This window comes from Rhodovulum imhoffii (genome assembly GCF_003046545.1).
GTDB classification, from domain to species: Bacteria; Pseudomonadota; Alphaproteobacteria; order Rhodobacterales; family Rhodobacteraceae; genus Rhodovulum; species Rhodovulum imhoffii.
Map to the genome: position 1 here is coordinate 20,067 of NZ_QAAA01000003.1, position 12,326 is coordinate 32,392.

Sequence of the window (12,326 nt, forward strand, 5' to 3'; positions counted from 1 at the left end):
TATGAAAGTCTTGACCGGGGCAACATCCGAGCCTAAAAGTAACCACTCAGTTACTGCGGGAGGCCATATGTTTCTGACTGAAACCCATCGCCAGGTGCGAGAAATGACACGGCAGTTCGCCGAAGATGTCATCCGCCCTGTTGCAGAAGAACTTGATCGCGAAGAACGGTTCCCGCGCGAGATATATGACCAGATGGGTGAACTGGGCCTGTTTGGTATCGGCGTCCCTGAAGAGATGGGGGGGGCAGGCTTCGACACGGTCGCTTATGTACTTGTCATGGAAGAGCTGTCACGCGGCTATGCCAGTGTCGCAGACCAGTGTGGCCTGGTTGAGCTGCTTTCGACCCTGTTGGTGAGGCATGGTACTGGCGCACAGCGTGACCAATGGCTTATGGCCCTTATGACGGCCAGGCTCCGGGGCGCCTACTGCATTACCGAACCGGAGGCCGGCACGGACGTTTCCGGTATTAGAACCGTGGCCAAAAGGGATGGCGACGGTTGGGTGCTCAATGGCGATAAAATCTGGATTCACAACGCACCTGTGGCAGATGTCGGGTTCGTTCTTGCCCGCACGGATCCAGAAGCAGGGCATCGCGGCATGTCGATATTTGTCGTTGACCTGCACGCAGATGGCGTGTCGCGCGGCCCCAAGGAACACAAGATGGGTCAGCGCGCCAGCCAAGTCGGCGCGCTCAATTTTGACGATGTGCGTCTGCCCGCAAAAGCTCTGTTGGGGCAGGAAGGGCGCGGCTTTCACATGATGATGAGTGTCCTCGACAAGGGACGTGTAGGCATCGGCGCGCTGGCGGTGGGGATCGGGCAAGCCGGACTGGAAGCCGCTGTAGACTATGCCCGGCAGCGGAAGCAGTTCAAGAAACCGATCTCGGAATTTCAAGGCGTTCAATGGCTGTTGGCCGATATTGCCAAAGACGTAGCGGCTGCACGTCTTCTTGTTTTGAACGCGGCGCAGAAAATCGACACCGGCGCCGACGCCACGAAATACTGCTCCATGGCAAAATGTTTTGCAGGGGATATGGCCGTCGCACGTACCGCGGACGCTGTGCAGGTTTTTGGCGGATCCGGTTATATCCGGGGGTTCGAAGTCGAACGACTTTATCGCGATGCGAAAATTACCCAGATCTATGAGGGCACAAACCAGATTCAGCGCATGATCATCGCACGTGAATTGCTGGCGAAAGGCGCAACAGCATGAGCGGGCAGGTGGCGCTGATCACTGGATCGAGCCGGGGTATTGGGTTGGCCGCCGCAGTGGCTTTGGCGCGCGAAGGCTTCGCCATCGCCGTCAATGGGCCTGCGGACGATGCCGAATTGAAAGCGGCGGTGGGAACTGTACAGCGTGCAGGTGTCCGCGCGGTTGCAGCACCTTTTGACGTAACGGACCTTTCTGCTCATGATCATAAGCTTGGAGAGATAGAAGACGCCTTGGGGCCCTTGACGACACTGGTCAATAACGCGGGTGTCGGCGTGATGCAGAGAGGGGACCCCCTAAAAGTTTCCGAAGACAGTTATGATCGCTGTCTCGCGGTGAATACAAAGGCAATGTTCTTTCTGACCCAGGCCTTTGCCCGCAGGCTTTTGGCGCGCGATCGCGATGTGTCGCTGTTTCATAGCATTGTCAACGTAACATCATCCAACGCGGTTGCCGTGGCCGAACCACGTTCCGAATACTGTGTGTCAAAGGCCGCCGCTGCCATGGTTTCCAAAGCCTGGGCCGTGCGGCTGGGCCGCGAAAATATTGCCGTTTATGATGTGCAGCCGGGTCTGATTGCCACCGGAATGACGGCACCCGTGATTGCGCAGTACGAGGAGCGTGCCAAAGCGGGACTCACCTTGATGCCACGTGTCGGGCAACCCGAAGATATGGGCGGTATCATTGCCTCCCTTGCCTCCGGAAAACTCCCATACACAACCGGACAGGCGATTTCGGCGGATGCCGGGATGCTTGTCCCGCGCTTCTGAAGGACGTTTGCCATGAAAATTTCTTTGCCCGATGACACCGGCAAACTGACCGACTACACGCTTGTCGGGCAGCCACTGCCCGAGGCGCGGCTGCCAGCAAACCCCGCCCGTATCGTATATTCTGCCGCGCATGTGGTGGCCGATCCATTCACTGCCAACGATCCGTCCGGCCCAGCAACCGTGGATTGGGACGCGACGATGCGTTTTCGCCATCACCTTCACGGATTGGGCCTTGGGATTGCCGAAGCCATGGACACTGCTCAACGTGGCATGGGTCTGGATTGGGGTGGCGCGCTGGAGCTCATCCGTCGGACGCGGTCCGAACTGCCCGATGCCCTGGTCGCCAATGGGTGTGGGACCGATCATCTGGATACGCCGAAGGCGCGCAGCCTTGATGATGTCAAACGCGCCTACATGGAACAGCTTGAGGTCATTCAGGCGCTGGATGCGCGGGTCATCCTGATGGCCAGTCGGGCCATGGCCCATGTCGCGTCGCGGCCTGATGACTACATCGCACTTTACGGTGAGTTGCTGACCGCCTGCGACCATCCCGCGATCCTTCATTGGCTGGGCGACATGTTCGATCCGGCCTTGGCGGGGTATTGGGGCGGCAATAACTTCGAAAGCGCGTTGGAAACAGTCGTCGCGATCATCGACGCCAATGCCGACAAGGTCGATGGCATCAAGATCTCCCTGCTCGACAAGGACAAGGAAGTCATTTTGCGCCGCCGCCTGCCTGACGGCGTGCGCATGTATACCGGAGATGATTTCAATTACCCTGAACTGATTGAGGGGGACGATCAGGGTTTTTCCCACGCGCTTCTGGGGATTTTCGATCCACTGGCGCCAGCCGCCGCGCATGCTGTGACCCAGCTTGGGCAGGGGGATGCCGTTGGGTTCCGCGCCACGCTCGATCCGACGGTGCCCCTGGCGCGGCTGATTTTCCGGGCTCCGACACAATATTACAAGACAGGTGTGGTCTTTCTGGCGTGGCTGAACGGTTTCCAGGACCACTTCGTCATGTTGAACGGGGCGCAGGCGATGCGCCCGCTGCCGTATTTCACCGAAGTGTTCCGCCTCGCCGATGGGTGTGGACTGCTGCGCGATCCTGAACTTGCAATCACGCGGATGAAACGGTTGCTGGCCATGTATTGCGCCACCTGATGCGAGATTTTTCACAGGATCATTCGCCACTTGCTTTGAACACAGCGACGTTGGGACACAACATCGATGGGTATGGGGCAGGCTGGTCGCCGGAACAGGTGATCGACGCCTGTGCCGCGCGTGGCTATGGCGGTATTGTGTTTTGGTGTCGGGAGATCGGGACGCGCGCTTTCGAAATTGGCGAGCGGGTGCGTGCCGCCGGCCTGCATGTTGCGGGCCTTTGCCGTACGCCATACCTTATCGGCCGTGAGGCCGGCAGCGACGATGAGATCAAGGCCTCCATCGATATGGCTTCCGCGCTCGGCGCACCGGTTCTGACGATCGTGACCGGTGGGACAGAGCCGGGCACTTTGGGTTTGGAGGAAAGCCGAAAGCGGTTGACGGACCGTGTCGCACGCCATGCGGAACATGCAGCACAAAACAAGGTGAAACTGGCCCTGGAGCCGCTCAACCCGATGTTCGGCGGAAACCGGACATGCCTGTTCACGGTGCGGGACGCATTGGGGATATGCTCCGAAGTAAACGTGCCGAATCTCGGAATAGCTGTCGATGTCTACCACGTCTGGTGGGACCGGACCTTGCCCGAAACTCTGAAGGATGCGACAGGCCGTTTATTCGGCTATCACCTCTGTGATTGGCTGGAAAACACGTCTCATATGTTGCTCGACCGTGGAATGATGGGCGATGGCGTGGCCGACTTGAAAGCAATCCGTCGCGCCGTTGAAGGTGCCGGATATGACGGCTTATGCGAGGTCGAAATCTTTTCGGCAGACACCTGGTGGAAGCGTTCTCCCGATCAGGTCCTCGACATAATCGTGGAGCGTTTTCAGACAGTTTGCTGAACGAAACCGCAAATATAATGAAGAAGCATCGCTGTGAAGGCGCTCGTTCCGGTCAAAGACGTCGAGGACGAACGCTACATAAACCATCCCTTGCCGGGACTGTTGCATTAATCACGGGTTTTTGGGAATTTACAGTTTTCGAGGTTGAGCATGCCACGTAAATCGCCATTCAAGCATCATCGATTTCCGCGCAAATCATTCTCTGCGCCGTGCGATGGTATCTGCGTTACCCGCTATCGTACCAAGACGTAGTAGACCTCCTGGAAGAGCGCGGCGTCATGATCGACACTCGCCCGGCGCAAGTGTTTCTCGGTTCGCTTCGTCAATTCGGGGCTGAACTTCTGAACCCAGCGATAGATGGTCGACCGGTCAACGATGACATCGCGCTCTGCCAGAAGATCGACCGCATCCTGATAGGATAGTGGGTAACGCAGGTACCACCGCACGGGATGATCTCGCGCGGAAATCGATGATGCTTGAATGGTGAAGGGCGCGGCATGTAGAATCTCAAAGAGCCAAACCTGGCCGCGCATGCCGAATAATGCAACAGTCCCGTTTCAATCGTGTTGCGCCATTGCTGGCGGTGCTTCGGGTTCTTGAATCCCTCGCCCGATTTGCGCAACAAGGCCCCTCCTGACCCTAAATCAATAAATCCCTGAACCAAATGAATCCCGGTATGTACACGTAGAACTTAATAATTGACACAACGTCTCTTTCGCCCGATAAATCTCAAATGTGCATAAGTTTATCGCAAAGAATTTTTCGCCGGAGGGCCGCATCGGGATTGCGGCAAGGCTTTTTTCCGGGGTTTTCTTTGGGCGATAGCGTCAGGCCGCAAACCCCCCCGGTTTCCGCGGGTTTCAGGAATTCATCTATCCGGTTTACCAAGTTGCGAGGGTCTTAAAGATGCCGAACGGTTCTGTTTCCCATTCCTCACAGGGCATTGTTGTTTTGCGGGGCGGGCGCATGACGAAATGGAAAGGGCAGGTGGCCAGCCTGTCGCCTTGTCTGGCGCAATTGGCCGCGACGGTTTCGGTTTCGGCGCTGATCGGGGCAATCCCTCCGGGGGCGCTTGCCGGCAGTTGTGCGGAAACAGGCGCGGGGACCGGGGTCTGGACGTGCAGCGGCGCGGTCGCGGGGACCGACACGACTCAATCCCCCTCCAATTCTCCCACCACGGGCGTGCTGGATGTCAGTACGGTGGCCGGGTTTGGAATTACCACCACAACAGGTCACGCAATAGCCCTGGTGAATACCCATGCCAGCGGATCCATCGCTTTTGTGGACAATTATTCATCGGACATCACCGGCGCGACCGACGGCATATATGCACGTAACTACGGCACCGGCGCGGTCAGCGTCACCGCGACCGGCACCGTGACCGGCGACTCGCATGGGATTTATGCCCTCAACTCCTCCTCCGGCACGGACCTGACGGTCACGGCGGCGGACGCGACCGGCACTACAAGAGACGGCATCGTTGCACGCAACAACGGCACCGGCGCGACCGGCGTCACCGCGACCGGCACCGTGACCGGCGAGCGGTTTGGGATTTTTGCCAGAAACTCTGGCACGGACCTGACGGTCACGGCGGCGGACGTGACCGGCACCACAATCGAGGGCATATATGCACGCAACTCCGGCTCTGGCGCGGTCAGCGTCACCGCGACCGGCACCGTGTCCGGCGGGCGGGATGGGTTTCGGGTCATCAACACTTCCTCCGGCACGGATCTGACGGTCACGGCGGCGGACGTGACCGGCACCACAGGCACCGGCATCTTTGCACGCAACTACGGCACCGGCGCGACCGGCGTCACCGCGACCGGCGCCGTGACCGGCGAAGTGAATGGGATTGTGGCCACAAACTCCTCCTCCGGCACGGATCTGACGGTCACGGCGGTCGATGTAACCGGCACCACAAGCAGCGGCATCCGTGCATATAACCGCGGCACCGGCGCGCTCAGCGTCACCGCGACCGGCACCGTGACCGGCGAAGTGAATGGGATTTATGCCAGAAGCTCTTCCTATGGCACGGACCTGACGGTCACGGCGGCCGATGCGACCGGCACCACAAGCAGCGGCATCTTCGCGCGTAACGATGGCTCCGGCGCGACCGGCGTCACCGCGACCGGCACCGTGACCGGCTGGTGGTTTGGGATTTCTGCCGGAAACTTTGGCACGGACCTGACGGTCACGGCGGCGGACGTGACCGGCACCAGATTGAGCGGTATCTCCGCACTTAACTACGGCACCGGCGCGCTCAGCGTCACCGCGACCGGCACCGTGACCGGCGGCACGGATGGGATTTTTGCCGCCAACTATCTCTTTGGCACGGATCTGACGGTCACGGCGGCCGATGTGACCGGCACCGCAAGAGACGGCATCTATGCGCGTAACGATGGCACCGGCGCGCTCAGCGTTACCGCGACCGGGACCGCGACAGGCGAAGTGAATGGGATTTATGTCAAAAACTCTTCCTCTGGCACGGACCTGACGGTCACGGCGGCGGATGCGATTGGCACCACATATGACGGCATCGCCGCAGGGAACTACGGCACCGGCGCGCTCAGCGTTACCGCGACCGGCACCGTGTCCGGCGGGCGGAGTGGGATTTTGGCCAGAAACTCCTCCTCCGGCACGGATCTGACGGTCACGGCGGTGGATGCGACCGGCACCACAAGCAACGGCATTAGTGTAAACAACTCCGGCACCGGCGCGGTCAGCGTCACCGCGACCGGGACCGCGACCGGCAAAACCAATGGGATTGTGGCCATAAACTCTTCCTATGGCACGGATCTGACGGTCACGGCGGCGGATGCGACCGGCACCACATATGACGGCATCGCCGCAGGGAACTACGGCACCGGCGCGCTCAGCGTTACCGCGACCGGCGCCGTGTCCGGCGGGCGGAATGGGATTTTGGCCACAAACTCCTCCTCCGGCACGGACCTGACGGTCACGGCGGTGGATGCGACCGGCACCACAGGCGACGGCATCAATGCATATCTCTACGGCACCGGCGCGCTCAGCGTCACCGCGACCGGCACCGTGACCGGCGAAAGAAATGGGATTTGGGCCAGAAACTCCTCCTCTGGCACGGACCTGACGGTCACGGCGGCGGATGCGACCGGCACCACATATGACGGCATCGCCGCAGGGAACGACGGCACCGGCGCGCTCAGCGTTACCGCGACCGGCACCGTGTCCGGCGGGCGGAGTGGGATTTTGGCCAGAAACTCCTCCTCCGGCACGGATCTGACGGTCACGGCGGTGGATGCGACCGGCACCACAAGCGACGGCATCGCCGCAGGGAACGACGGCTCTGGCGCGCTCAGCGTTACCGCGACCGGCGCCGTGTCCGGCGGGCGGAATGGGATTTTGGCCAGAAACTCCTCCTCCGGCACGGATCTGACGGTCACGGCGGTGGATGCGACCGGTACCACAAGCAACGGCATCAGTGCATATAACGACGGCACCGGCGCGCTCAGCGTCACCGCGACCGGCACCGTGACCGGCGAAGTGAATGGGATTGTGGCCACAAACTCTTCCTATGGCACGGATCTGACGGTCACGGCGGCGGATGCGACCGGCACCACATATGACGGCATCGCCGCAGGGAACGACGGCTCTGGCGCGCTCAGCGTTACCGCGACCGGCGCCGTGTCCGGCGGGCGGAATGGGATTTTGGCCAGAAACTCCTCCTCCGGCACGGATCTGACGGTCACGGCGGTGGATGCGACCGGTACCACAATAAGCGGCATCAGTGCATATAACGACGGCACCGGCGCGCTCAGCGTCACCGCGACCGGCACCGTGACCGGCGAAGTGAATGGGATTGTGGCCACAAACTCTTCCTATGGCACGGATTTGACGGTCACGGCGGCGGATGCGACCGGCACCACATATGACGGCATCGCCGCAGGGAACTCCGGCACCGGCGCGCTCAGCGTTACCGCGACCGGCACCGTGTCCGGCGGGCGGTATGGGATTTTGGCCAATAACTACTCCTCCGGCACGGATCTGACGGTCACGGCGGTGGATGCGACCGGCACCACAGGAGACGGCATCGCCGCAGGGAACGACGGCTCTGGCGCGCTCAGCGTTACCGCGACCGGCGCCGTGTCCGGCGGGCGGAATGGGATTTTGGCCACAAACTCCTCCTCCGGCACGGATCTGACGGTCACGGCGGCGGATGCGACCGGCACCACATATGACGGCATCGCCGCACGGAACGACGGCACCGGCGCGCTCAGCGTCACCGCGACCGGCGCCGTGACCGGCGGCGGGCGGTATGGGATTGTGGCCCTCAACGCCTCCTCCGGCACGGATTTGACGGTCACGGCGGCGGATGTCAGTGGCGTCAGCCGCGGGATTTATGCCTCCAACGCCGGTGCGGGGTCGACGGCAATCACGGTGAGCGGGGTCGTCACCGCGACAACCGGCGATGGTATTGCAATCGACGCCCAGGCCGGGTCAACGGTCGATGTGACGCTGAACGGCGGCGCGGATGTAAGCGGCGGCAACGGCGTTGCCATCGTCGAAGGGGCTGCCGATACCACGCTCACCATGAATGCGGGTTCGGCAGTGACCGGAGAGGTGTTGCTGGGCGATGGCAGCGACCGGTTCGTCTTCAGGGGCGGGGACCTTTCGGGCCTGACCCTGCTCGACGGGGGGGACGATACATCCTCCGCCGATGGCTTCATCGACGTGATCACCATTAACGCCCCGGTCGATCTGTCGGCCGGCGCGTTCGATCTTTCCGTCTTCACCAACTGGGAACTGCTGGAGGTCGACGGCGTCGACCTCACGGTGGGGAGCGACGATTACACCGTGGGGGACGGAACGCCGGGCACCGGTTTTTCGCTTCTCAACGGGGCCAACGTCACGGCCGGCGCCGCCTCTTCGTTTACCGGGTTCTTCAACGTCGGGACCGGCAGTACCTTCAACGCCTCCGCGGGCGGGATTTCCCTGAATGGCGCGGTGACCAATGCCGGAACCATCACCTTGCAGGACGGGGCCCCGGGCGATGTGCTGACGATAAACGGCAATTTCACCGGCTCGGGCGGCACGCTGAGTTTCGATACCGTCCTGGGAGACGATACCAGCGCCAGCGACATGATCGTGGTCAACGGCGATTTCAGCGGGACTTCGAACATCGCGGTCGCCAATATCGGCGGCGGCGGCGATGTGACGTCTCTGGGGATCAAGCTGGTGGATGTCGGCGGGACGCTGGGCGGCACGCAGACGCTGCTGGGCGATTACACCACCACGGATGGGCGTCCTGCGGTCATTGCCGGAGCCTACGCCTATACTCTGGCGGAATCCGGCGGCAATCTGGTTCTGCTTTCAGAAGAGATCCCGGTTCCGCCGCCGCCGCCGCCCCCGCCGCCGGAGCCGCCCGTTGTGCCGCCGGAGCCGCCCGTTGTGCCGCCGGAGCCGCCCAGCAAGCCGCTCTATCAGCCGGCCGCCCCGGTCTATGAGCTCTATCTGAACAATCTTTACGCGCTTGCGCGTCTGCCGAGTTATCGCACACGGCTGGGCGCCATACGCAGCAGCCAGAACTATTCCAGCCTGATGAACCAGAACAGCAATGTGCCCGGTCCGGTGGAAGAGAGCCCGTTCTGGCTGCGCCTCAGCGGGAGCCATATCGACCACGCGCTCGATGACAGTACCACAGGGGCCAAAGGCGATATCGACCGGTTCATGATCGAAGCCGGGTTTGATACGCAACTGTCGGAGATGGAAACGGGCAAGCTTTATGGCGGTGTCATCCTGTCCTATGGTCAGGCTTCCACGGATGTCCGGTCGCGCTTTGGCAATGGCGATATCGACACGGATGCCGTGGGCATCGGTCTGACCGCGACCTATGCGGGCTACGACGGCTTTTATGCCGACGCGCAGTTGCGCTACAGCTGGTTCAGCACGGATCTGAAGTCCAGCAGGTTGGGGAAGCTTAAAAACAGCCGCGATGGCAACGGGATTTCCGCCTCGCTTGAACTGGGTCAAAGAATCGGCCTGGAAGATGGCCTGATCCTGACCCCACAGGCACAGCTGATGTATACCGATGTGGATTTCGACACATTCACCGGTCCGGGCGGTGCCCGGGTTTCCGCGGGGGACGGCGACAAGATGGAGCTGCGGGTGGGTCTGACCGCCGAACAGCAGATCGGCGACACCCCGGGCGACGTTGTCTACGGGCTCATGAACGTCTACTACAATTTCGACGACAGCACGGAGGTCAGGGTGTCGGGCGTTTCACTGTCCAACTCGACCGAAGATCTGAGTTTCGAGGTCGGCTTTGGCGTGGACGCAAAGGTCGGCACCAATGCGCATGTCTTCGGCGAGGTTGCAGGCAGCACAAGCTTTGACAGCGACACCAGCGTGCGCGGGAATATCGGCGTCCGGTGGAGCTTCTGAACCGGTGTGAGAAAGCAGCCCGGGGCGAAAGCCCCGGGTTTGCTGCAGGACATGACATATGCCTGTTTCCGTGACCTGTTATCCGCGGGTCGTCTTGTGAGTTGGAAGCTGCCCATGACCAAGGATTTCATCCGCACTCTGTTGCATGGGACGATACTGGCGTGGGGCGTGGCGATTGTGCCCGCGGCCGTCCAGGTGGCACGGGCAGAAACGCCGAACGCCACTCCGGAAGCCAGCGCCCGTGTCTTCGGCACCTGGACGGTCAGGTGCCGCGCCCAGACGGCCGGTGCGGCCCCGGATGGCAGCGGGGAAGCCCCCGGCCAGGTCTGTGAAATGGGACAGACGCTCAGCGACGAAAAAACAGGCCGGCGGATTCTGGCATTGTCCGTGCAGGAACAGGATGAAGGGCTTGTTCTGGTGATCCTGGGGCCTTTTGGTCTGGATCTGAACCAACAGGCGCAGATGCTTACGGAAAACGGGGTGTTCCTGAATGCAAAATTCCGGACCTGTGTGCCTGCCGGATGTATCCTGCGCGCGGATCTGACCCCAGAGGCGCAGAAGATCATGTCGCAAAACGAGACGCTTACAATCGGCCTCCCGCGCCTGGACGAGGCAGAGCCGTTGCGGGTCACCTTTGCCAACGCGGGGTTCGCCGCGGCCCTGTCGGACCTGACATCAGAATAAATACGAAATGAAAACAGGCAAAAACATGGCGCTTGAGGACGAGATCGGGAAACCCGCTTCCGCAGCAAAGAAACCGGAAAAGACAACGGAAAAGACAACGGAAAAGACAACGGAAAAGACAACGGAAAAGACAACGGAAAAGACAACGGACTACGCCTTCTCTGCCGGCCTGCCTGCATGGATTGCAAAGCAACAGGCCAGTATCGTGTTCAGTTCCTACCAGTCAGGGATCCTTTACAGTCTGGGGCTGAACCCGAATGGCGGCGTGCATCTGCATCAGGCCAGCATCCCGCGCCCGATGGGGATCAGCTACCATGGTCGGGGCAAGATGACAGTCATTTCCCAGTCATCCATCCTGCGCTTTGAAAACGTCTTGCGCTCCGATCAGCGCGTGAACGGCACGTTTGACGCCTGTTTCGTGGCGCGCAGGGTGTTGGTGACCGGCGCCCTGGATGCGCATGATGTCGGAGTTGACAAGGACGATGAGGTTGTCTTCGTCAACACGCGCTTCAACTGCCTGGCCACACCTTCGGTCAGGCACAGCTTTCGTCCGGTCTGGCGCCCCGGTTTCATCAGCGGATTGGTTGACGAGGACCGTTGCCATCTCAACGGTTTGGCCATGCGCAATGGGGCGCCGGCTTATGCGACGGCGCTGTCGCGGTCGGATACGATCGACGGCTGGCGCGAACGACGCCGCGACGGCGGGGTCGTGATCGATGTGGCCAGCGGCGCGGTTGTCTGCGAGGGGTTGTCGATGCCCCATTCGCCGCGCTGGCATGACGGTGAGTTGTGGCTGCTGAATTCCGGCACGGGCGAGGTCGGCGTGGTGGCCGATCTGGAGAGCGGCAAGGGCCGGTTCGAGCCACGCTTTTTCTGCCCCGGATTTCTGCGCGGCCTTGTCCTTCACAATGGTTATGCCATCGTGGGCTTGTCCAAGCCCCGCTATAAACGGTTCGAGGGCCTGGAACTGGATGACCGGCTGAAAAAGACCGACAGCGATCCGTGGTGCGGCATACAGATCCTTGATCTGAAAAAGAAGAATTGCTCGAATTGGTTCAATATCGATGGCGAGGTCGCCGAGCTTTACGATACCGAACTGGTGCCCGGCTTTGTTACCCCCATGGTCATCCCCCTGGGCGCACCGGAACTCGAAAACTTTCTGACAATAGAGCAGGATTGAAAATTCCGCCGCCTTCCCCACCCAGGACATCCGCCCAAGCCAGGCGAAATTCCCAAAAA

General features: G+C 61.0%; 7 protein-coding genes and 2 pseudogenes. 8 read left to right on the forward strand and 1 reads right to left on the reverse strand.

Translation table 11 applies throughout. The annotated features are described in order from the left end of the window. The first annotated feature begins 67 nt into the window (after positions 1 to 67). The 5 genes and pseudogenes from C8N32_RS03170 to C8N32_RS15265 all read left to right on the forward strand — a co-directional run. Positions 68 to 1,213: an acyl-CoA dehydrogenase family protein gene (locus C8N32_RS03170; RefSeq protein WP_107891033.1), complete on the forward strand. Its 1,146-nt coding sequence runs from the start codon at positions 68 to 70 to the stop codon at positions 1,211 to 1,213. An 8-nt stretch (positions 1,214 to 1,221) separates the two neighbouring features. Next, positions 1,222 to 1,980 carry a 3-ketoacyl-ACP reductase gene (locus C8N32_RS03175; RefSeq protein WP_244905892.1) on the forward strand — a complete coding sequence of 253 codons (759 nt, stop codon included), beginning with the start codon at positions 1,222 to 1,224 and terminating at the stop codon, positions 1,978 to 1,980. Positions 1,981 to 1,992: 12 nt separating this feature from the next. Next, positions 1,993 to 3,144, forward strand: coding sequence for a dihydrodipicolinate synthase family protein (locus C8N32_RS03180; protein WP_107891035.1), 1,152 nt, complete (start codon positions 1,993 to 1,995; stop codon positions 3,142 to 3,144). Continuing rightward, positions 3,144 to 3,986 (forward strand): sugar phosphate isomerase/epimerase family protein, encoded by an 843-nt coding sequence (locus C8N32_RS03185; RefSeq protein WP_107891036.1) that lies wholly within the window; start codon positions 3,144 to 3,146, stop codon positions 3,984 to 3,986. Before C8N32_RS03180 ends, C8N32_RS03185 begins: the two co-directional genes overlap by 1 nt. Before the next feature lie 188 nt (positions 3,987 to 4,174). Beyond that, positions 4,175 to 4,273, forward strand: a pseudogene (locus tag C8N32_RS15265) (IS6 family transposase); the annotation flags it as partial. A gap of 24 nt (positions 4,274 to 4,297) precedes the next feature. Here the strand turns inward: C8N32_RS15265 and C8N32_RS03195 are convergent. After that, a pseudogene (locus C8N32_RS03195) lies at positions 4,298 to 4,485 on the reverse strand (IS6 family transposase); the annotation flags it as partial. A gap of 467 nt (positions 4,486 to 4,952) precedes the next feature. On the opposite strand from C8N32_RS03195, the gene C8N32_RS03200 reads away from it, so the two are divergent. The 3 genes from C8N32_RS03200 (at position 4,953) to C8N32_RS03215 (ending at position 12,267) form a co-directional block, all read left to right on the forward strand. Then, on the forward strand, positions 4,953 to 10,403 hold the full coding sequence (locus tag C8N32_RS03200; RefSeq protein WP_146159678.1) for an autotransporter outer membrane beta-barrel domain-containing protein: 5,451 nt from the start codon (positions 4,953 to 4,955) through the stop codon (positions 10,401 to 10,403). A 114-nt stretch (positions 10,404 to 10,517) separates the two neighbouring features. Continuing rightward, positions 10,518 to 11,087 (forward strand): invasion associated locus B family protein, encoded by a 570-nt coding sequence (locus C8N32_RS03205; RefSeq protein ID WP_170106718.1) that lies wholly within the window; start codon positions 10,518 to 10,520, stop codon positions 11,085 to 11,087. Between the two features lie 25 nt (positions 11,088 to 11,112). Beyond that, entirely contained in the window at positions 11,113 to 12,267 is a 1,155-nt protein-coding gene (locus C8N32_RS03215; RefSeq protein ID WP_201132421.1) for a TIGR03032 family protein, read from the forward strand. Positions 12,268 to 12,326 lie beyond the last annotated feature (59 nt).